Below are 21,882 nucleotides of genomic sequence, written 5' to 3'. Positions count from 1 at the left end.
CCAGCTCAATTGTTAGGTATTTTATAATATTGCGGGATCGGAGTAGTACTAATTACAACATCATCTATAGCGTACCACTGATCTGCCAGTGGTAAAAATGTATTATTGCTATTACCTCCAATCGCAAAAGAATTCCAACCAACAGAGCTGGAGCCTTCCGATAACCATTGTACATTGGTTCTGCGCTCCACTAGTTTGCCATCATACCACCACTCCATCACACCATCATTAGCCCCCACATTATTCAACTTGACGTGGAAATCATACTTATGCCATTGCGTATCAGCATACGCCCCTGGGCTTGTAGTTTTGTTAAAGGGGATTGGGTAGAAAATATCATTTTTTTGATAAAATGGGACACTTGGTGCGGTGCAATAATAATTACTTTGTTTAGGGCCACATCGGTATGCTGTCAAATAACTCGGGCGATTATTTCCAGAGACAGCAAGATCCCAAAAAAATATCGGTGACGAATATGTACTAAACTGAAAAATATTACCTGTTCTGTCCCAGTGTAATATTCTGAATACCTTTAATTGTGAACTTGGCACACTTTGCCATGCAGGTTGCGTCCTAAGCCAAAATCTAGCAAATATCTCATCATAATCGTGAGGCAAAACTTTAAGGAGAATTGAATCGCCTGGCCAGTTTATATTAACTACAGACTGATTGAACACAATATATGCTTTTCCACTACCCGATGAATGGTCTGGCAAGTTATTTGGCAGACGTCTAATTGACCCAGTGGGGTTTTTTAACAACATACTCCCAGGTACCGTTCTGAAATTTGACCAATTGCGTGGAGCATTTTTGCAGTTGCCTGAGCATTCATCAACAAACTTATTATCAACATTCCAATCCGGTAGACTATCGAAATTCTCTTGGAAAAGAATCGCCCCAAAGCAATTTAATGACAATAGCAACAAAGCACTACTAACTACTAGAATTATTACTCTATGCATAATGCCCTCCCGTGCTAACAACAGCTGTTCAAGCAACTAACCTGGACATAATAGATTCTATCAAGCTATATGCTGACTTTAAGATTATCTGTAAAAACATCTTGGGTTTGTATCTAAAAAAATTACGCAATACATATATATGCGAAAGGTTTCGATTAATTTTATATCTCGATTTTACTAAATGCATATATGCAACATCACTATTACCTAACTCCTCATCGGCTTTAACCATCAACAACAATTGTTCTGGTGTGATTTTAACTGGTGCCGGGGCAAATGAATCATTCACATGTGTGCTATAGATAGATTCTAACCCAACATGGTTAGTATCTATTGTAAATACAGCTATCAAACCATTACGAGTTATTGGATTCCAAACCATGTCTGACACAAAATTCCCAAGACTATAGCATAACCACCCAGATCCATATTTTTCAATATTCTGAGGTACATGTGAATGATGGCCCAATAATATGTTTACCCCTAGGTCAACAAGGGAGCGCGCAAATCGACGACAACTCAGTGAGGGTGTCCAGACAAATTCATCACCCCAGTGCAAACTGACAACCAGCACATCAACAACTGGACGCAACCGCGTGACATCTTGCAATATATGGTCATGAATATTCAGAGCATATAAAGGCTCAAACCCATACTTATCTGGATCTGAATAACCTAAAAATCCGACACTATAGCCTCCAAACTCCCTAATGACAGGTTTACTCCACCACTTATCATTCCCCTTCAATCCAACAATCGAAATGTGATATTTTTCGAGCGATTCACAAGTATCAATGAAACACTTAGGTCCATACTGCATCGTATGATTGTTAGCAACATTCACAATATTAAAACCCGCCACAGATAAAGCATGCGCCATAGCAGGCGCTCCTCTGAGTTGAGCTTGGGCTAATGATTTTTTATCATATCCATAGTCAGACAAAACACATTCAATATTCCCGAACACAATATCAGCACAAAGGATATCTTTTACGTCTTCAAATACGGAATCAGCACCGTTTAGGTCCAATAAGCTTCTAACACCAATGCCTAACATTTTAGGCGAATCACCTAACATAATATCGCCAACCGCCAACAACTTGACAGAGTTATCTGATATTATAGACAATAGACGCCCCCCTAGCTAACAGGTAGAACATATACAATATTGTTGTCGGAAATATAGCTGCAATATTTCTAACGCCGGCGCGCATAGCCAGCAACATCGGAGTTCCAGCAACAAATGCAATCAATATAAATATCAATACAATTGATATTTGTTTAAACAAAATCGCACTACACAACAATACTGTTAACGTAAACACAAAAACATATACAGTAGGTATCAATACAGATAAAGTTTCTTTTAAACAGCCATCACTTTTTTTAAAAGAACTAAAGCTGTTTTTCCCTCTCCAAAATTCCTTCACAATAAATTCATGCAGCGATTTGACATTACCTAAGTGCTTTACATAGCATTCATCAGAAAATATTAGTTTTGAAATCGATGACAATCTATTTCCGAGATCAACATCTTCACACGTCACGAGGGATTCGTCAAATCCACCAATCTCTGCAAAATAATCGGAACGTAAAATCAAATTAAATGAAGACAACCAACCAACCTGTTTTGTGCCACTATGCTTGCTCGAACTACAAATCTGGTACCAAGCACGCTCAACCCATGTGTCATCACACGATGGAGGAGATACGGCAAAACCAACACAAGAAATATCATCTTTCGCTAACAGCAGGTTTACACCCGTGAGGAGCCAGTCTGGATCGACCACACTATCACCATCCAAAAAGGCCAACACATCACCTTGAGCATGACGCCATCCAAAATTTCTAACCGATGCAATCGTGCCTCCAACTTTAGAGAGCATTACCCCTGAACCATGCTTATTAAAAAGCTGTGTTACAATCTCTGTACTATTATCGATACTACCATTATCAACCACAATAACTTCAATAAGATTACTTGGATAATTGAGATTGAATACTGATGTAATACACTGTTCCAAGTGCTTCTCTTCATTGCGCTCAGGAATTATTATCGAAACAGCTGGCAGATTATACATTGTTGTATCATTATTCACTAGTTTGCCTTTGTGTAATTTGTGTAGACTGTCAGTAGACTTGTCAACATAATTATTGTGATATTATGTTTTGCTAATTTACGGTTTGCTTAAAATATCGCAACTTGCCTGAAGGCTCTCTCTCAATGTCAGCAACCTTTATAAAATCTATATTTATATCATTAGATATTTTATTTTTTAGTTCAGCAATATACTGTAATTCAACTTCATCATTATACAACGAATCTACAACTACACTGACAGTCAAGTGATTATATCCATCTTGCGTCGCCTGGAATTTAACAATACCCTTCTTCAGGGTGTAAGCAAGAATTGCATCATAAACTTTTCTGCCGTCAGGAGTTAAAATATAATCATCCTTACGTCCTCCACTTATGTTTAAAATAGGCAGCGATCTACCACAACTACAAGATTCTATATCGAATTTGCCCCTGTCTCCGAGACAATAACGAATAAATGGGAAATGTCTGGCATGCAGCTCCGTTACAACAATATCCCCCTCAACGCCCGCAGGCACTGGGTTGCCACTGGCATCCACTATCTCAACTATGACATTTGAAGACATTACGTGCATTTTCCCTTGTGGGCAATCAAAGCCTATAACGCCGATCTCTGAGCAACCATATTCGCCGGCATATTTTACACTCAGCAAATTTTGCAGTTCATCCTTTTCACGTTGATACAGCAATTCGCCAGTGCCTATAATCAATCTCAACGGGACACTTTCCAATGAGAGCTTCTCCCGACGTAAAAATCTTGCAAATTCAAGAATAAGGCTGGGATAACCATAAAAATATCTTGGAGAAAACTTTAAGAGTTGCTTGTAAAAGTCAAACATTGAGTCATCGGTTGTATCAAAAGCGGAAAGACGGACCCTGTTTTTAAGAAGATCCTTAAACTTGGCAATTAATTGTTTCTTCCCTGTTGGTAACCCCCAAAAACGCCCTTGCGGATCACCCACATCGATTGCATGCCAACTGTAAGCATGATTTTGCACGGCCTCCATATACGCTGTCGCAAGCCGATCTTTAAAAAAAGTGAGGGGCATCCCCGTAGACCCGCTCGTAGTGCGCTGATCCACACCGAACCACAGATTATGTTTACATATACCCTGCTCCCTGACAATCTGCTTAGTCAAGAATGGTATTTTGTCAATATGGCTCAAAGAATTGTCGAATAATTCATTGAATCCAATCTGCGTCAGTATTGTCTTATAATAGTTGTTATTGTTATAAGCGGTTATAAGTAATTTATTGAATTTGTTTTGCTGATATAAAATTAGTTCCGATTGGCGCAAATAATCTACTGCCCTGATCTCGCGCCTGAAAAAAGGGACCCATTCTCGCCTGAGTAAATGTACTGGGTAAATTAATCCCAATCTGGCTAACAATCCATTCATTTATGTACACCAGTTATATTATCAATTTTGGTTGTTTGCTTAATATTGTCGATAATCGTGCTCACAGCTCTAACAAAAGCACTCTCAGTATAATTTGATTCAACTATATGTGCTAAATTATCAACCAAATAGTCGTAGTTTGCATCGACATTTAACCATCGCAACCTATCAACAAAGGTCGTCAGATTCTCAAAATATAAAAGGTCCTTATATTCAATTAAATTCAGACCATAAGCACCCTGAAGCGTAGTGATAACAGGCCGACGGCAACAGCCGGCCTCCAAAATTTTGATTCGCGTCCCTCCTCCAACAAGTAGAGGAACGACAACAGCAAGACACTGCTCAAAATATGGCACTACATCTGGTGGATTTTCAATCAATTCAATCATCGGATCAGATAAACATAGATTCTTTAACTCGTCACCTGGCTTTCTACCTACAACAGTCAATTTGATGTCTGGGAATTGCTCTTTAATGTTTTTGAAAATTTCATTAATGAACCATATTATCCCCTGCTCATTTGGCTTATATGCTAGATTCCCGACAAATAGTAAGTTTTTATTATATTTGCCATCATATTTATAGCAGTTATTAACACTATAGTTAGGTATTATATTTGGGACTACATACATATTTGTTACTGTTGTTGACTTGTTTGACATAATAAATCTATCTTGCTCCGAACAGAACACTATACTTCCAAGTTCAAGGCACCGTTTTTGATATTTTCGATAGATAATTTTATCAATAAACACCTTAATCTTTTTAAACCCACTTTTTTTCCCATTTAGTGCATCATACAGCTCACCAGACATCAAATCATCAATATCGAGGATGACCCGCTTTTTATACATTTCAGGCAAACTTAGCAAAGGATAGGCATTCACCGAATATCGACAGAGAATAATGTCATAATTTTCTTCAGCGATTATCGAATGTACCTGCTTTACTGTGCTATCGGTATAACTGTTGACAATCCAGGGCTTGCACTCAATAAATTTTTTACTGAGCTGCTGCAGCGTGTTTGATGGGGAGTTGGAATTATCTGTATTCAATTCAATATAGAATTCCTTGCGGAACGGTGTATCAAGAGGTTGGTCAGGCACGTGTGACTTGTAGCACATAAGATCAACATCACCATACCGACGAAGGCAACGAACAAAATGCATAGTCCGCATTCTGTTGCCCCGGTCTTCCGGTAATGGATAATCGACAGAGATTATCAAAGTTTTCATATGCACCTAGCCCTTACAGTAGTTATAATTTCATTGATGGAGTCTTAACGCTCCTTTTGATCATTGATAACATTCTGTTTGCCCTCCGTCCGATAATCGTTCGCAATAATCTCATCAGGGTATCCTGATAATTCGGCATATATTTCCAGCACTGGTAAAACATGCTTCTAGCCTCCCGGTATTTCTCCTGACCAAACAGACTGACACCTTGACCGTAATAGTACCGGGCATATGCTTCCTGATAGCTGGCCTTTAATCCGTCGTCATCCGGAATTCCAGGTAGATGCTTTTGCAGCACCGACCATGCGCCTTGCATCATCCGTGAATTGTCTTGGGACATGTTCCCGGGATGCTTCAGATAGTTAACAAGGGGGCGATCCACATAATCAACCTCAAAATGCCGTGCAATTCTTATCCAAAGATCCCAGTTCTCGGCAGCGCGAAAGCTCTCATCGAATACACCGACAGCGGCCAATGCACGCCTGGAAACGACAACAGCCCCACCGGTCATCCGATTACTAACCAGTAAATAACGATAAATGTCGCCACGCATTCCCGGCTCCGGCAAGATAGTCCGGATTACGTTACCCCCAGGATCAACCTCGTTGATACCGCTGTAAACCAAGCCCACATTCCCCTTCAACAAGGGAATCTGCAACGACAGCTTGTCAGCTTCCCAGGTATCGTCGCTATCCAGAAAGGCGATAAATTCGCCTTGCGCCTCTGACAGACCACGGTTCCTGGCTTTAACCTGACCGGCATTACCTTGATCGATGACTTTGACTTTCCCCGGATGCATTTCCGCATATCGCATCAAGACCGCAAGCGAGTTGTCAGTAGAACCATCATTGACAGCGACAACTTCAACCTGCTGATATGATTGACACAATATACTATCAAGCGTTTTACCAACCATGTGCTCGCGGTTATAAACCGGTACAACAACAGATACTAATCCGGCAATACATTCTGAAGTCACGAGAGAGCCACTCCTAATCGTTCTGGAAGCAAAACAGTCGTCTGATATAACCGGAAAATAATTCCCAATGTTGCTTCTTCAGCCCAGCCGGCAGCGCCACACTCATAAAAGCGATCGTAACAAGAGCACTTTTCAGAAACACTCCAACATAACTATATGATTTCTCTTGGATACACGAAACTAGAATCAATGCGGCGAGCGATCCTGCAATTGCTCCTGAGTATGATTGTAACAAATATGTAAAAATTCTCATGCCCAATAACCGGCACGTATAAAAAATTATTGCAAGTGACGCAAAAATAAGCGGAACCATCGTCCCGACAGCAACGCCTTCGATACCGTACGGCTTGGCCAGGGCGATACTCATGCCAAGGTTTGCCAGCGCTTCGACAGCCAGGATGTATGCCAGTACCTTGTGTTTGCTGATCCCCTTCAGTATTCCATGGGCGATCAATTGGGATGTCGCCAAACCGAAACCAATCAGCAGCAACCGTAACACCCATTTCGAGCGGAGACCGATTTCCGGCCCCATCCAGATGCTGATAAAATCATCGCCGTAGAAATAAAGTGAAATGACGATCGGCATGATTACCAGTAGCGAATATCTGGTTCCAACTACATACAAATCGATATTACCGTGCTCCTCACCGGTAGCTTCGTTGGCGCTGATTACCGGCACCAGTACCGCGATCATTGCCCAGACGAATTTTTCCAGGTATTCGAGAAGAGTGGAAGGAATGGCATAAAACGTCACCTCCGACACGCCAATCAAGGAGCCGATGACTAAGGAATCGGTGTAAAAGAGGAGCTTTAGAGCGATGGCGATAATGAAGCTGTAAATACTGTAACTGTAAATCAGGTGGAGAGTATCTCTACTGACGTCCTGCCTGCTAAAGTGCAGATAACCATGCCGCACCTTGAGTAATACATACTGGCAACCGGCACGGACAATATTTGTCGCCAGTTGCACTACGGCAAGTGTCAGAAGCCCGTAGCCATGGCGGAGCAGGTAAACGAGCACGACACTGCGCACGATATTCACGGCTATTGACGAGCCGTTGATGAACTTGAATTCCTGGAGACCGCTGAGGGAGCCGAGAAAAACGGAGAACAGCAAACCACTGGCTAAATCCATGGCAGCGAGGAGAAATACTGCGTAAAGATAGACTCTGTCCAATTGGAACAGCTTAAAGATATTTTGGAAAAATAGTCCAAAGATACTTGAAAATACTAAAAGCAGCAGGGCAATAAGAGTAAAGATCGCCAGTGAGGTGGAATAGATTTCCCGTGCCCGCCGATGATCCTGTTGGGCGGTACTGCTGGAAATATAACGGACGATGGCCGTATTGACGCCAAAATCAAGGACAGTAAAGTAGCCGGTAACTGAGGCGATCAACACCCAGACGCCGTAACGCTCTTTACCAAGCGAATGAACAACAACCGGGCTTACAATAAAGGCAATGAGAATGGTGACCGCGAGGTTTGCCCAGTTGGAGAAGATATTTTCAAGGATTCGTCGTCGCGTCATATAATCGGATGCTTTCTATCAGGAAGCCATCGGATCACAATCAATACCGGTGGGCATTCCCAGGGAATTCTGCTAATCAGGGCTTACCTTCGTCACTGCGCCCCCCAATCTGCCGACTTAGTTTGTTACAGCCCGACGATTCGTGGGGGAATTAAAGAGCAAGTCTGCATAATTGAGCAATTCGCCGTAGGCCAGACGGTCCATTGCCGTTTCTCGGCCAAAGGTCAGATACCCCTGTACAGACCACTCCATAAGAAACAGCAATAAAAAACGGGAGTGCATCTTTCTGTCGAGAGCATTCCTGCCAAGAAAGTCTTTTAATTTCCCATGTGCATGTCGCGATACATCATCGCTATCCGCAAGAAAAATGCGAAACGCGGCTGAATAGTCGAAACTTTCACAATAACTTGCAAGAAATTCCAGTGTGGCCGAAATAATCATCCAGTAATAGTCGAACAACGGAGCACGATTCCCGACGGCCCGCTCCCAATCGACCGCAACAAGCCGATCGGACGTAACGACAAAGTTGCCAGGCCACAGGTCATTATGGGCGGTAATAGTACCAATTCCCCGGTAATAGAGATCCATCCGGATAACCGACTGCCGGGCACAGGCCAAAATACGCTGGGTCTCACGCCGGGCTCCATAACGGTCAGTAAAGACCTTGAACAACTCCTCATAGCAAGCTGCCAGCTTTTGTGGTTCTCCGGTAAATCCGGCACAATATTTCCTAAACCAACCATCAAGTTGGTCAAGACAGCTGCAAATCTTGTAGGTTTGCTGCTTATAAGCAAACTTCCGGATATCCTCACGCAGGCTCTCGCCCTTAACGTATTCCTCAGTGAAAAACAGTCGCCCATTGATAGCGATCCTTCGCCCAGGCCTGGGGAGGCAGCCGTCTTCTCCGCATTCATCTGCCAATAACTTCATCAGCGAAAACTCCTTATCCATAACCTCGGCGTAGGCCGGGTTTGCAGTGGTCTTGATGATCCAACCGGTGCCACTGCGAAGCGTTGTGGTGTTAGTGAGCAGCAGTTTGCCCGGCGCATTGGAATAGAACATAAAATTCTGCCGCTCGAAGGAGATATCTTCTCCAGTAGAGACCAAGCCCCGATCCCCGCCAGATCCACCAACAACCACGAAGCGTCTGTCGGCCCGCAAGCTCAGAGGTAACAGTGCGATAAGCCGCTGGCGGAGCCGATTCGGCCGCGGCAGATGGTGGGCGGCAAATATCCGGTAACCGGCGGATTCTTTACTGTCAAACAGGGAAGACAGCAGTCCGTCGTTAATGTACAACACCTTCCGCGCCACTGCCGGTAACCGCCATCGCTTGGCATAAAATGGGAACAGAACATAGCTCATGAAATTTCGGCGGGTAAAACTGTAGACCGTGATCGCACTATCGGCATCATTTCCAATGGGCGGTCGCACGTCATCCCATGCGACGAGCCGCCATTCCACGTGCCTCCGCCTTCCAGCCGGATCGAGGAAGAGACGCAAATTATTTTCAACATGATCATCGCTCACGCGTCATCTCCTCCAATATTAGCCGGCATCGGATCAGGGGGCGATACTGCAATATCCTCCTTGCTCAACAAGCGTAAAAGGATGCCGGCAAAAACAAGCTGGATATAAAGAAATAATTCAAGGACGGCATCAATAGTGATAATACATACCGCGAACCCTGTAATCCCGGCGGCTATTCCGCAAAGCCATTTCAACTGGGCAGTTCTTTCAGGGTATCGGTAAAACAAACGACGGGCACGAATCCCGGTGGAAATCCCCCCGGAAATCAGCAGCACGAATGGAATGGCACCGAACAGACCACAGTCGGACATCATCTGAATGTAGGTATTATGAGTCACTTTTTTTGCTTCACTACGGAAGACCCACTTCCGGAAGTCTTCATCAAGGTCCATAAATCTGCTTTCATACTTCATCTTGGCTTCCGGATAGGTTAGAAAACCGGTGCCAAAAAACGGATTATCGGCAAACACCATCAACCCCGCCTGCCAGAGAACCAGCCGTGAACGAGCCGACGCATCAAGGCTCCCCTCCCCTTCCATCGTCTTCATCCGGTCCATGTACGCCTTGGTGGCAAAGGGCATCGCCACCACGGCCATCAGCAGGAAGGTAACGGCGATTTTCCGGACACTCCGCGAATAATAGCCGTAGGAAGCCACTGCGGCAATCAGTCCGAGCAGCCCGGCTCGCGACTTGGTACAGACGATCAGCGCCACGATAATCGCGACGATGCCGGCCGCGCGCCAATATTCCTTGCGGGTTTCCGCCGTGAACAACTTGGCAAGGGCCACCGGCAGAAACATGACGAACGCAGCGGCAACGCCGTTCGAGTCCCCCCAGGAGCTCCCGCCAAGCCCCTCAAGCCGCTCGTTGCCAAGAAACTGCTGTTGGATTCCCCAGACCCCCATAAAGGCAAAACACCAGAGCAGAACATTCTGCAGCGTCCGGACCTCGTCGTAATCGCGGGCAATAACGTAGAGGAGTGCGCAAATCCCGAACCCCTTGAGGAGTTCGTACATGTAATAATCGCCGCGAAAAATCGGGTACTGGGCAAAGGCCATCGACACCATTACCGCGACAAAGAGCCAGACCATCAGCAGGAACTCACGGTTGAAAATTCGCCGAATTTCCGCCATGTACCCGCGGATAAAGGTGGTGACAAGAAGCAGGCCATAATAGACTTTGAAGACGTAGGCACCACCGCCCCCTCCCCAGAAGAGCATCTCGGGACGAATGACATTGGCGCCAAGATAAATGGCCATCCCCACTAACGGTCTTTTAAAGACCAGCGGTACCGAGAGGACAACCAGGATCATCAGGAGGATTTCCCGCACCGTTCAGTCCCCTTTGGCCTGGCCGGTTTCCGCCGGCGGCCGCTCACCGCCACTTCTCATCCGGGCGTAACGTTCCCGGAGAGTGGCATACCAACGCGAATTTCTCAGCGACCTGATACCCCGAGAGTAGAGGTTCCGATTGTAGACCGTCAAAAAGGCGGCTTTGCGGCTATGGGTGGCGTAATCGTCCTTGTATTCGCCGCTTCCTTCGAAATCGAAATCGTCTACATCACCCAAGCCGATCAACCGTTCGATAATCCTGCCGAACAGCAGCCGTCCCACGGAGACGTGCCGGTAATCGGCATGAAAAGCGGTATCGACGGCAAAGTAACTCCGGCCCCGGCGGCAGCCGAGCAGATAAGCGGCAGGGCGGCCATTGACCAGCATTACCGTAAACTCTTCTCCGCCGGCTCCCCGGCCGAGCCGAGCCAGATTGCCGTAAAGGCAGTCGGCACCGAACTCATTGAAATGGCTTTTGCCAGTCTGAAACTGCCAGCTGGTGGCAGCAACCTCACGGCCAAGGCCAATAACCCGCTCGGCATCGCTGATCGGGTCAAGGACCTCGACCGTCACCACCCCCTCTTTGCCGATCCGGTTCGTTGCCTGATTGAAATTTCGACGGAATTTCCTGGTCCGTCCCTGCAGATACGTCTCGAAACTGTCCGGGAATTCGATGAAATAATCGTCGGTCTCAGCAAATTCCATTGCGCACGACAAGTTGTTGGCCGCCCGCTCAACCTCGGCACAGAATTGTGGCGACTGGAGCCGCCGCAGCTTCGCCACGTGCCAGCGCCGCACGTTTACCAGATCGTCGAACACCTGTGCCACGAAGTCCCGGGCATCAGGAGAGACCAGGAAATCATCGGCGCCAAGCCCCTCGCCAAGCAGCTGAAGGGAGAGAATCGGCAAACCGCCGTACAGCTCTTTTCTGATGAACAGCGGCGCCACCGCCACAATCCTCCCGTCGGGGACCCGCCGCTGCAGATAGATAAGGGCCGGACGACCGTGATGATAGGTCGTCCACCACGCGGAGAGCCAGGCGTGAGTCCGGCTGTAATTGGCCGGGAAATAACAGTGGGTGAACTCATCCCAGTCGTTCCGAATCGACTGGAATTCCCCAAAATCGTGCAGGCATTCAAAACGGTAGTCGTTCATGAGGTCTCATATTCCAGGGGCTCTCACGGGAGCGCCTTCGCTCATCTGCCGATACAACGGCGGATAGTTCTCAGGGAGTGGATAACTCCCGCGGTGCTGGCCCGGAAATATTCCGGGGAGGAGGTCACATCGTTACCGGCCGGAATGCGGCCGATTGCCAGCGGATTGCCGACAGCCCGATCGAAAAGCGAATTTTCAGTTGTAAATGCGCAGACATAGCCAGCGCGGCGGAGATAATCGAGATGCTCGGGGCCAAAATCGACCGTCGGCCGGCCGTTGGGGAAACAGAACGTGGCGGCCTCGACCCCGGTTTCCCGCTCCAGCGTCTGCCGGGGATGGGCAATTTCCTGTTCCCACTCGGCAGGAGTCAGCTCGGACAGAATCCGGTGGGTGGCGGTATGCACGCCGAACTCCACCAGACCGCTTTGCTGCATGGCCCGGACCTGGTCCCAGTCGAGAAGCGCAAAATCTTCGGCATCCGCCGGCCGGCCGATCGGCACGAGGCGGCGGAGCCGGGCTAACGCTGCCTCCCGTTCGTCCAGTCCGCTGCGTTTGAGCATTTCGACCATCAGCTCGTATGCCTCCCACAACCGGCCGGCACGGAGAAGCGCCCCGGCAGCCGGATTCGGCAGTTCGAGAGGCACGCCACGCGTCGTCCCCTCACGGAGGAGCAGGAAGAGCTCATCAACCCAGAGAAACTCTGCCGTGCCGATGTAATCGACCGTCAGGAAAACCGCGGCAGGGATTGCCAACTCCTGCAGAATCGGCAGGGCGACAGTACAATTGTTCCTCAATCCGTCGTCGAACGTAACCAGGGCGGCATTGTCCGGCAGCGTGCTGCCGGTTCGGAAGGCCGTCACCACCTCGCCGAGCGACACGGGGCAATAATGGTCGCGAAGGAATGCGAGCTGGGACCGGAAACGGTCGGCCGGCAATTGCGTCCAGATCGGTGGCTCGTGGCATAACGACGTCACGCCGTGATACATCACCACGAGAAGCTTGTGGCGGTTCAGGTGGCGAAACAGCCGGTCGATGCCGACCAGTCCGACCGCGGACAATAGAAATCGTTTTCCCATTGCGCTCGACATAGCTAGCCACCCACCGGGGCAATCCGGCCGGTAAAACTGCAATAGATCTCCTGGTACTGCTGGATCACCGAAGCCATCGTAAATCGGTCAAGGACGACCGCCCGGGCTGCCGGGCGCATCCGGGCCAGTTCGCCGGGAGTGTTAATCAGCCGGTTGAGCCGCTCGGCCAGGGCGGCTTGGTCACCGGAAGGACAGAGATAACCGTTTTCACCATCGCGGATGATCGTCGAGTTTCCACCGACATCGGTAACCACCGCCGGGACGCCGCACGACTGGGCTTCCAGGAGGGCAATGGAAGTCCCTTCGGTAAGCGAAGAGAGGGCAAAGATGTCAAACAGCGGGTAAATCTTCGGCAAATCGTACTGGATCCCGAGGAACGAGACCCGACTATCGATCGACAGTTCACCGGCAAGCCGCCGCAGCGCCGCTTCATCACTGCCACTGCCGACCAGGACGAGATGGGCGTCATGACCGTAACCGTGGACCACTTCGGCAAATGCCCGCAATAAGAGCGGATAGTTCTTGACCGGCTCCAGGCGACCAACCGATCCAATCATCACCCTCCCCTCCGGCAGGCCGAACTGGCGCTTCCATGCCGCAAGCTGTCCGGAATCGGTGCACGGGAGGAATTTGCCTTCGTCAATGCCGTTGATGATCACCTGCACCCGGTCGCCGCATAAGCGGGTCCGCCGTTTGAAATTATCGGCAACCTCGGCGGAGACGGCAACAAACCTGTCGGTGAACGCCAGCGCCAGCACATCTTCCACCGTCGCCTTCACACCCGAAGTGATCGGCAGGCCATGGGCCGTATAGATCATCCGGGCGCCGCACAGCGAGGCGATGATCGCACTGTAGAGAAAACATCCTCCGTGAGCATGAAGTATATCGGTTTTTTGGGCTTTGAGAACTGCCGCCACCCGGCCGAAGAAACGCCAGTCGTACTTCCCGTTTTTGGTCATCAGGGCGACCGGGACACCCTGGCGTTCCAGCATCGCCTTGTATTGCTCATCGTAACCGTTCAGACAGAGCACACTGACGTCGAATGCATCCCGATCCATCAGTTTGCAGAATTCGACGATAAACGATTCGAGGCCGCCGATCTCGAGGAACTGGGTCACATGGACCACGTTGATTCGGGCAGCGCTCTTCATTGCGGCAAATCTCCCGTAGCGGCCTCGGCAAAGACGGCGGCAACCCGCTCCATCTCCTGCCTGCCCAGTTGCTGGTGAAGCGGTAACCCGACGATGCTGTCCGCCAGATAGTGTGCCTCGGGAAACTGATCATCGGCGATAAGCGGATGCAACAATCGGCCGAAGACGAACGGTTCGACACCCCGGGCGGCCATCTCGGCAACCACCTGATCACGCTGGGGGACAAAGAGCGGAAAGCAGAGGGGACAAACCCCGGCCGGCAGTTCCGGGAAGACAAACTGCGTCCGGAAGCGAGCGGCGAGCAACTCTGCCAATCGCCGGTAGTTTTCCCTGCGCCGGTCAATAATCGACCGGATATCGTCCAAGCCTGCCAGCAGCAGCGAAATCCGGGCGATATCGTTTTCGTAATGATACATCGGCACATCGTAATACCAGCGCCGGTCGTCGATTTCGGCTGCCGGGCCGGAATCGACGCTCTGTTCTCCGCGCCGGCCGTAGCTATCAAGAATCAGTCGACACAAGCGAGCCACGCCCCCCTGCCGTGACATCTCGTGTTCGAGGACGGCCTTGATCGTCGATTTGTAGAGGGAGAAATCGGCGTAGCTCTTCCCCTGCGCCGGCAGCGGCAATTCGCTGCCGTTCACCAATACCGCGCCGCCATTGGGGAGAAAGCTCGTTTTCCGCATGCTGAACAGGGCGAAATCGCCGCCCGTTCCGAGCCATGCCCCTGCTGCATCCTGTGAATAGAGGGCATGGGCGCAATCCTCAATCAACATGATCCCCCTTTGCCGGCACAATTCGGCAAGGGGGGCCATCTCCTGAGGAAACCCGAAATAATGAGCGACAACGATCCCCCGGGTCCGGGAATCGATCCTTGACCGCAGGTGTTCCAGATCAACGCCGAGATTCCGCTTGATGCGGTAGAAATCGACGTTCTTGCCTGCCCGCAGGACCGCTTCGACCTCGACCCCGCAATGATAGGCGGGGAGAAGGAACGTATCCCGTGTTCCGCCGTCCAGGCTCTTGACGATATGGTACAGGGCCGCCCGCCCGGAAGAATAGAAGCGGACTCGTTCCCGGCCCAGCAACGGATCGGCCGCTGGCCGCCGGCCGAGCAGGCGGCGCAGGTCGAGCGCCGGAAATGATTTGATGATCTCGTGCCGTTTCATGATTTTTCCCAGGTCATTGCTGCTTCACCGGCAGCCGCGAAGTAAGCCAGGCGATCTCCCGCCGCCATGACGTCTCCCTGATCGCGCGCGCCAAATCGTGACAAATCCGCACCAGCACCGCTTTCCCGCAGAAATAGGGAGTTGGCTTGCCAAAGCCGTCCGCCGCTTCGGCGGGGACGAGGCATGGGGCCAGCTGTTCGGCACTCCGCGGTCCAACCCAGCCATTCTGAAGCATCAGCGCTACCGGTCGGGTATAGCGGCTGGTTTGATGACGGGCCAGTTCTTCGCCGGCGGTCTGGAAAAAATACCGGCTGCGGTCGAGAAAAACCGCCCGGCGGTCGCCGTCGCAATACCGGGCCGCATGATAGAGCACGACGCTCTTGCGCAGATCCTGGGCGGCCCAGGTTTCATTGGGATATTCAAGAATCTCAGGTTTTTCGAGGTAGGGGTACTCCTGTTCGGCCATCCATGCGGCATAGGCAAGGAGGCTGGCCCGGGCATAGGCAAACCCATTGCTGAACTCTCCGCGCTCCTTCAGGGTATCGAGGTATTTGGCAACCGCTACCAACAGGACAGTGTACGACCAGGACGATTCCGGGTCGTGAAGCTCTCGCGCGGCAAGATCGTCGTCCGGATGAAGGGAACCGCGGATCAGTTCTTCAGCCCGTGCGACGAATTTCTCCTCCCCGGTGAGCGCAAAGGCATCGAGGCAGGCATTGACGGCATTGCCCGTCCCGCGCGACAAGGGATAGCGGGGGAAAGCGACCTTGTTCTCCCCGGCGGTGCGCAACCGGTTCAGATGGCGACTGGAACGCTTGAGAGCCGCCAGAACGGTCTGCGGCCCCGAGAGCGAGCGGTAACACCACTCGGCAAGGGCAACCACCGCCTCGGCGGCAACCCGGTCGCCGGTCAGGTAATAGTGCAAGAGCAGCCCGCTCGTATAGCAGTGTTCGGCTCCCGGCCCCCCACCGCAGAAACGGGGGTCCTTCCCCTGGCACTGCTCGCGGGAAAATGAGCGATGAGTCGCCAGCCCTGCCGGAACATAGTGATCGGTATGCCAGAAAAGGCCGTTGTTGTACTCCTCCCGATCATCGGTCGTGTGATAGATATCGATATCGAGCAGATGCCGGGCCAGTTCCGCCGCCAGCCGGTCCCAGCGGAGATCGCCGCTGGCCAGCGCCTTACGGTACATGCCGGCGCAGCAATCATACTGGTTGTTGTAATGGGAGACGAACGGTTCTTCCCCCTGGTGGAAAACTGCCTCGTGGTCGGCATACAGCTCGCCGAAATTGCGCCAGCCATACTCGTCGCCCTGCTCTCGCTTCCGGATAAACTCCTCGGGCCCGCCGATGAACCGATCCACCAGATCCTCTGCCGAGCCGGCATCGCCGCCGGGAAGGTCGACGAAAATCCGGGATTGCCGGACGACGGCAGGGGCAGCGACAACCGCCAGGGGTGCCCTGGCCCAATCGAGATGATCGGCGGCGGCGGCAAAATCGAGATGGAAAGAGTGGGTTTTCTGCTCACCACCCTGAAGTTCATGAAGGTCGGGAAAGCGGGCCGGGAAAAACGAGACCTTCAGTTCGTGTCGGTTGATCTCCAGCGCTTTCGGGAACTCCTGCCAGAAACAGGGAAGAACGGCGGCAACCCCGACGCCGGCCGCGCCGCCCCAGACAACCGGCGTCGCCCGGCGGCCAACGGCCACTTGCCGACCGTTGGCCAGCACCTCATATCCGTTGAGCGCGAAAGGCACCATACCGTTCCGGGTGCGATGCGTCGGGCTGCGCCACCGCTCGCCGCCGCTCGACTCCTGATAGATAGCCAAGCTCGCCTCGTTGCCCGAGCCCGACAACGGTTCCATTCCGGGCGCCGGCGAACAGCACAGTGCCGAAACGCGCTCCATCGGCAAACGGACCGTCAGCGCCAACTCGCGGAAGAGTACGGACCCGGGATCGCCGAGGTCCCACAAGCCTCCCGGATGCAAAGCCGGCCGAGGATTGTGCAGAGTGAGTTCGACGACCGTCCGGCTGCTACCGGCATGGAAATGGAGTCGACAGGCGAACCGGAGCAGTCCCCCCTCGCCGGCGCCGAAGCGCCCGGCTAATGAGACGAGCGCATGAAACGGCCCCGCTGCTTCTAGGGTGATCGTGTCAATCATCGGCTTCAGGACGTCGCCCTCAGCTGTTGTCAGCAGGCAGTCGCCGCTGCTGCCCAAAAGTGTACCGTCCAGCCCGCGGACCGCCGCGAAGGGGCGGCACGTTTCAGTATCGATGGTAAATTCCGCAACGCCGGTATTCACAACCCAGGTACCAGAACCGGGGGTGATCGCAATCGCCGTCGGGAACTCGGGCCGCCGCTGCCCGGCAGTGACGAGGCGGTAGACCGTTTCCGTACCGGCCGGAACCGTGGCGGCAAAATCCACCAGCGCCCATTTTACCGAGCCGTCATGCCAGCGGCTGAGGGCAGCAGCCTGGACCGGCTCCAGCATCCCCGCCGGAGAGCAGACCGCCAGGGACGCCGGCTCCCGCAGCTCACCCCGGGCAAAGGGAACCCCGACGCGCACCGGTTCGGCAAGCCGCGGCACGCCGATACTCTCGCTAATGATTATTGCCTTGTCGATTCCGCTGTCATTCATCGAACAGTCCTATTGGTCATACCTGATCGGGTCGCGGGGCCGAGCCGGCGAACCAGGCGTAGTAGTCTTCCATCCGTCGTACCCGGTTGGCAAAGGAAAAATCGCGTTCGATCCGCTCGCGGCAGGCCTTCCCGCAACGTTCCCGAAGCGACGGGTCGGCAAGCATGTCAAGCACGTAACCGGCAAGGGCCTCGGCATCGCCGACCGGAGCAAGAAAACCTTCCTGCCCCGGTTCGAGAAGCTCAGGGATGCCGCCGACCATCGTCGAGACCGCCGGCACACCGAGGGCCATTGCCTCGAGCAGGGTATTGGGCATCCCCTCGGTAAGCGACGTCATCAGGAACACATCGAGGGAGACATACATGTCGGGCAGATCGTTGCGGTGACCGGTGAACCGGATCAGTTTCTCCAGGCCGCGGCGGGAAATCTCTGCCCGGGCTCTGGCAAGCTCATCGCCATAACCGTCGCCGACGATCACGAAGGTGACGTTCGGCAACCGGGCAGCAACCGCTTCGGCAACCCGGTAGAAGGTCGGCAGGTCCTTATCGTAGGTGATCCGGGCGATCGTCCCCACCAGAAAATGGCCGGGAGGCACGCCAAGTTCATCCCGCAGGGCCGGTCGGGCGCCGTTACGCTGCCAGCGAGAAATGTCGATCCCGTTATGCAGCACCGCCACGTCGTGCGCATTGAGACCGTTGCCGAGCAACCGGCGTTTGGTATCGTGGGAGACGGTAATGATCGGTTTGATGCACCGGCGCATCAGCATGATCTGGATTCGCTGACGCAGCTTGAACTTTGCGTAGCTGCTCCAGGAAGCGAAGTCATCCCGATCGTACACCGCATGGGAATGGCAGGTGTACATGATCTTCAGGCCGGGAACCATGAACCGCAACAGCCAGGCATAGAGCAGGGTCTTGTCGTCATGGGCGTGGACCACCGTAAGGCGGTGTTCACGCAGCAGTTCCTTGAGCTTGCCGAGACATGCCCAGTCGATTGTTTTGCCGTCAATCACATCGACATAGTTGACGCCGAGCTGGCGGGCCATGTCGGGGATTTGAAACTCGTGGTCGTGGGGCTGCCTGATGTAGGTGACCAGCACGTGGACCCGGGCCGGATCGTGCTGGGCCGCGGAATTGAGGACCGTCTTGTCGGGGCCGCCCCCACCCTTGTAGGTACCACGCAGGTCCATGACCCGGGGAATCGGGGCCGACGGCGGCACTGCCGGCGGGTCGGTACGTGGTTTGAACTGGCAGGGGGAACCGATCGCCACGGTATTGTCCGGCAGGTCCTTGGTAACGACCGCATTGGCGCCGACGATGCAATTGTTGCCGATGACTACCGGGCCGATGATCTTCGCTCCGGCGCCGATCAGCACGTTGTCGCCGATCGTTGCCGCCCCCCCCGAACCGCCCCGGTCGCCGATCGTCACCCCGTGGTAGAGGGTACAGTTGTCGCCGATCACCGTCGTCGGATGAAAGATGATTCCGCCAAAATGATGAATCCGGAACCCTTTGCCGATCCGGCAACAGGCCGGGATCGAAATACCGGTGGTAATCTCGATGAACCGTTCGCAGAAAAAGCGCATCGGCTGGCCCGGGACCCTTTTCCGCTGCAGCCAGTTGAAAAAGCGGTAAACCAGGATCGCCTGAAATCCCTGAGAGAGCAGCCCGGCGATCAAGGTGCGGAGCGACGGGCTGGCCGAGGGGCTGAGCCGCTTGAGATCGGCTTTCAGATAGTCGAACATGAGACCCCCTCGACATATTCCCGATGCCACAACGCGAAGGAGAGCAGACTCCAGAGCAGTGTGCCGTGATTGGAACGCTGTTCCCGATGATCATGGCAGAGGCGCCGGAGTTCATTCACCGCAAAGCAGCCGTCGAGCGCCGTCCCGTTAAGCAACAGCTCTTCCGTCAACGGGACGAGTTCACGGCGGAACCAGCTATCGAGCGGCACGGTAAAGCCGTGTTTGCGACGGTTGAGAATCCCGGCCGGGAGCTGGCGGCCGAAGGCTTTCTTCAACAGGTACTTCTTGTCGCCACCGCGGATCTTCCAGCGACTCGGCAGGGCTGCGGCGAACTCGACCACCCGGTAGTCAAGCAGCGGCGCCCGCACCTCCAGAGAATGGGCCATGCTCATCCGGTCGACCTTAACGAGGATGTCGCCAGGCAGATAGCTCTTGAGATCGGTATAGAGCATCCGGGTGACCTGGTCGGCATCCCGCACCCGCTCCCAGTGCCGCAGGGTGTGTCCGGCCGGATCGTAGCCGCTGCAGGCTGCCCGGACCGGCGCCGCCAGTAGCCGCTGGAGCTCCTCGTCATCGATAAAGGTATTGGTCCGGTAAAAGGCGTCGCCGGCATCGATCAGCGCGCTCCGGGCCAGGGAATTGGCCTTGCGGAGCAGCGTTCCGGCATGGCCGCTGGAAAATGCGGCCAGCGCCCGAAGCAGCAGCGCCGGAACACTGCGGCGGACCTGATCGACCAGAAGATCGGTCGTATATTTTTCGTAGCCGCCGAAATTCTCGTCGCCGCCATCACCGGCAAGTGCCACCGTCACCGTCCGGCGAGCCAGCCGGGAAACGTGGAAGGTCGGCACCGCAGACGAATCGGCGAACGGTTCGTCGAAATAGCGCGGCAGCAACGTGACGGTGCCAGCCAGGTCGTCGCCGACGACATATTCCGCATGATCGGTGCGGAACATCGTGGCGATCTCCCGGGCATAGGGGGTTTCGTCATGTCGCTTGTCGGCAAAGCCGATCGAGCAGGTCTTCACCGGCCCGGCCGACGTTTTGGCCATCAGGGCGACAATGGCACTCGAATCGACGCCGCCGCTGAGAAATGCCCCCAGCGGAACGTCGGCGATCATTCGGCAGGCAGTGCTTTGATCGATGAGATCGAGCAGTTCGGCCGCCGCCTCTTCTTCGCCGGCCCAGACAGCCCGACGCGAGAAGTCGACATCCCAGTACTCCGCCACCTGCGGGGCAGTGCCCGCTTTCAACACCAGATAATGCCCGGGCAACAGCTTGGAGATTCCCTTGAAAATCGTCTTCGGCGCCGGGATATAGAGATACTTGAGGTAATCGGCGATCGCCGTCGGCTCGATCTCGCGGCCCACCTCCGGCAACTGGAGGAGCGACTTGATTTCCGAAGCGAACGCCAACCGGTCGGCGCCGGCATGGAAATAGTAGAGCGGCTTTTTGCCGATCCGGTCCCTGGCCAGAAGCAGCGTCCGCTCTTCACGGTCCCAAAGGGCAAAGGCAAACATCCCGTTGAGCTGCGCCAGGCAGGCCACCCCGTCACGGGCATAAAGGGCCAGGATCACCTCGGTGTCGGTCCGGCTGCGGAACGGATAGCCCTGCCGTTCGAGTTCGGCGCGCAAATCGAGAAAATTGTATATCTCTCCGTTAAAGACGATCACGTACCGGCCGTCGCCCGAAAACATCGGCTGGTTCCCCAACGGTGACAGGTCGATGATGCTCAGCCGGCGGTGCGCCAGGCCGACCGTGTCGTCGAGATACTCGCCGCCGGCATCGGGGCCGCGATGGCGGATCACTTCCCCCATCCGTCGCAGGGTATCTTCGTCGGCGCCCGGCGAGCACGAGCGCATATATCCGGCTATTCCGCACAT

16 protein-coding genes are annotated in these 21,882 nt (G+C 52.9%); all 16 read right to left on the bottom strand.

What is annotated here, in order from left to right:
* Positions 1–5 precede the first annotated feature (5 nt).
* Complete coding sequence (locus QMN23_RS10065; RefSeq protein ID WP_281999183.1) at positions 6–962, bottom strand: hypothetical protein; 957 nt, start codon at positions 960–962, stop codon at positions 6–8.
* 28 nt (positions 963–990) lie between these two features.
* On the bottom strand, positions 991–2,091 hold the full coding sequence (locus tag QMN23_RS10060; protein ID WP_281999182.1) for a CapA family protein: 1,101 nt from the start codon (positions 2,089–2,091) through the stop codon (positions 991–993).
* The gene (locus tag QMN23_RS10055; protein ID WP_281999181.1) at positions 2,072–3,061 is read right to left on the bottom strand and encodes a glycosyltransferase; all 990 of its coding nucleotides are present in this window, start codon (positions 3,059–3,061) and stop codon (positions 2,072–2,074) included. Before QMN23_RS10055 ends, QMN23_RS10060 begins: the two co-directional genes overlap by 20 nt.
* 73 nt (positions 3,062–3,134) lie before the next feature.
* A complete protein-coding gene (locus QMN23_RS10050) occupies positions 3,135–4,460 on the bottom strand; it encodes a phenylacetate--CoA ligase family protein (RefSeq protein WP_281999180.1) in 1,326 nt (441 codons plus the stop codon).
* The gene (locus QMN23_RS10045; RefSeq protein ID WP_281999178.1) at positions 4,457–5,695 is read right to left on the bottom strand and encodes a glycosyltransferase; all 1,239 of its coding nucleotides are present in this window, start codon (positions 5,693–5,695) and stop codon (positions 4,457–4,459) included. The genes QMN23_RS10050 and QMN23_RS10045 overlap by 4 nt, the downstream gene beginning before the upstream one ends.
* Before the next feature lie 22 nt (positions 5,696–5,717).
* The gene (locus tag QMN23_RS10040) at positions 5,718–6,674 is read right to left on the bottom strand and encodes a glycosyltransferase family 2 protein (protein ID WP_281999177.1); all 957 of its coding nucleotides are present in this window, start codon (positions 6,672–6,674) and stop codon (positions 5,718–5,720) included.
* Between the two features lie 13 nt (positions 6,675–6,687).
* A complete protein-coding gene (locus tag QMN23_RS10035) occupies positions 6,688–8,202 on the bottom strand; it encodes an oligosaccharide flippase family protein (RefSeq protein ID WP_281999176.1) in 1,515 nt (504 codons plus the stop codon).
* Positions 8,203–8,319: 117 nt separating this feature from the next.
* On the bottom strand, positions 8,320–9,729 hold the full coding sequence (locus QMN23_RS10030; protein ID WP_281999175.1) for a hypothetical protein: 1,410 nt from the start codon (positions 9,727–9,729) through the stop codon (positions 8,320–8,322).
* Positions 9,726–11,060, bottom strand: coding sequence for an O-antigen ligase family protein (locus tag QMN23_RS10025; RefSeq protein ID WP_281999174.1), 1,335 nt, complete (start codon positions 11,058–11,060; stop codon positions 9,726–9,728). Before QMN23_RS10025 ends, QMN23_RS10030 begins: the two co-directional genes overlap by 4 nt.
* A gap of 3 nt (positions 11,061–11,063) precedes the next feature.
* Positions 11,064–12,215, bottom strand: coding sequence for a GNAT family N-acetyltransferase (locus QMN23_RS10020; protein ID WP_281999173.1), 1,152 nt, complete (start codon positions 12,213–12,215; stop codon positions 11,064–11,066).
* A gap of 41 nt (positions 12,216–12,256) precedes the next feature.
* A complete protein-coding gene (locus QMN23_RS10015) occupies positions 12,257–13,291 on the bottom strand; it encodes a polysaccharide deacetylase family protein (protein ID WP_281999172.1) in 1,035 nt (344 codons plus the stop codon).
* A gap of 14 nt (positions 13,292–13,305) precedes the next feature.
* Complete coding sequence (locus tag QMN23_RS10010; protein ID WP_281999171.1) at positions 13,306–14,454, bottom strand: glycosyltransferase; 1,149 nt, start codon at positions 14,452–14,454, stop codon at positions 13,306–13,308.
* Entirely contained in the window at positions 14,451–15,623 is a 1,173-nt protein-coding gene (locus QMN23_RS10005) for a DegT/DnrJ/EryC1/StrS family aminotransferase (RefSeq protein WP_281999170.1), read from the bottom strand. The genes QMN23_RS10010 and QMN23_RS10005 overlap by 4 nt, the downstream gene beginning before the upstream one ends.
* Before the next feature lie 13 nt (positions 15,624–15,636).
* The gene (locus QMN23_RS10000; RefSeq protein WP_281999169.1) at positions 15,637–18,258 is read right to left on the bottom strand and encodes a hypothetical protein; all 2,622 of its coding nucleotides are present in this window, start codon (positions 18,256–18,258) and stop codon (positions 15,637–15,639) included.
* Positions 18,259–18,274: 16 nt separating this feature from the next.
* The gene (locus QMN23_RS09995) at positions 18,275–20,002 is read right to left on the bottom strand and encodes a glycosyltransferase (protein WP_281999168.1); all 1,728 of its coding nucleotides are present in this window, start codon (positions 20,000–20,002) and stop codon (positions 18,275–18,277) included.
* Positions 19,987–21,882: an asparagine synthase (glutamine-hydrolyzing) gene (gene asnB, locus QMN23_RS09990; protein ID WP_281999167.1), complete on the bottom strand. Its 1,896-nt coding sequence runs from the start codon at positions 21,880–21,882 to the stop codon at positions 19,987–19,989. Before asnB ends, QMN23_RS09995 begins: the two co-directional genes overlap by 16 nt.

Source organism: Geotalea uraniireducens (assembly GCF_027943965.1).
Lineage (GTDB): Bacteria > Desulfobacterota > Desulfuromonadia > Geobacterales > Geobacteraceae > Geobacter > Geobacter uraniireducens.
This window is presented reverse-complemented; position numbering and strand designations above follow the sequence as displayed.

Bases quoted from the DNA above. Each gene is read 5' to 3' on its own strand.
- QMN23_RS10005 (WP_281999170.1), bottom strand. From the start codon at position 15,623: ATGAAACGGCACGAGATCATCAAATCATTTCCGGCGCTCGACCTGCGC.
- QMN23_RS10020 (WP_281999173.1), bottom strand. From the start codon at position 12,215: ATGAACGACTACCGTTTTGAATGCCTGCACGATTTTGGGGAATTCCAG.
- QMN23_RS10035 (WP_281999176.1), bottom strand. From the start codon at position 8,202: ATGACGCGACGACGAATCCTTGAAAATATCTTCTCCAACTGGGCAAAC.
- QMN23_RS10065 (WP_281999183.1), bottom strand. From the start codon at position 962: ATGCATAGAGTAATAATTCTAGTAGTTAGTAGTGCTTTGTTGCTATTG.
- asnB (WP_281999167.1), bottom strand. From the start codon at position 21,882: ATGTGCGGAATAGCCGGATATATGCGCTCGTGCTCGCCGGGCGCCGAC.
- QMN23_RS10050 (WP_281999180.1), bottom strand. From the start codon at position 4,460: ATGAATGGATTGTTAGCCAGATTGGGATTAATTTACCCAGTACATTTA.
- QMN23_RS10000 (WP_281999169.1), bottom strand. From the start codon at position 18,258: ATGAATGACAGCGGAATCGACAAGGCAATAATCATTAGCGAGAGTATC.
- QMN23_RS09995 (WP_281999168.1), bottom strand. From the start codon at position 20,002: ATGTTCGACTATCTGAAAGCCGATCTCAAGCGGCTCAGCCCCTCGGCC.
- QMN23_RS10010 (WP_281999171.1), bottom strand. From the start codon at position 14,454: ATGAAGAGCGCTGCCCGAATCAACGTGGTCCATGTGACCCAGTTCCTC.
- QMN23_RS10045 (WP_281999178.1), bottom strand. From the start codon at position 5,695: ATGAAAACTTTGATAATCTCTGTCGATTATCCATTACCGGAAGACCGG.
- QMN23_RS10015 (WP_281999172.1), bottom strand. From the start codon at position 13,291: ATGGGAAAACGATTTCTATTGTCCGCGGTCGGACTGGTCGGCATCGAC.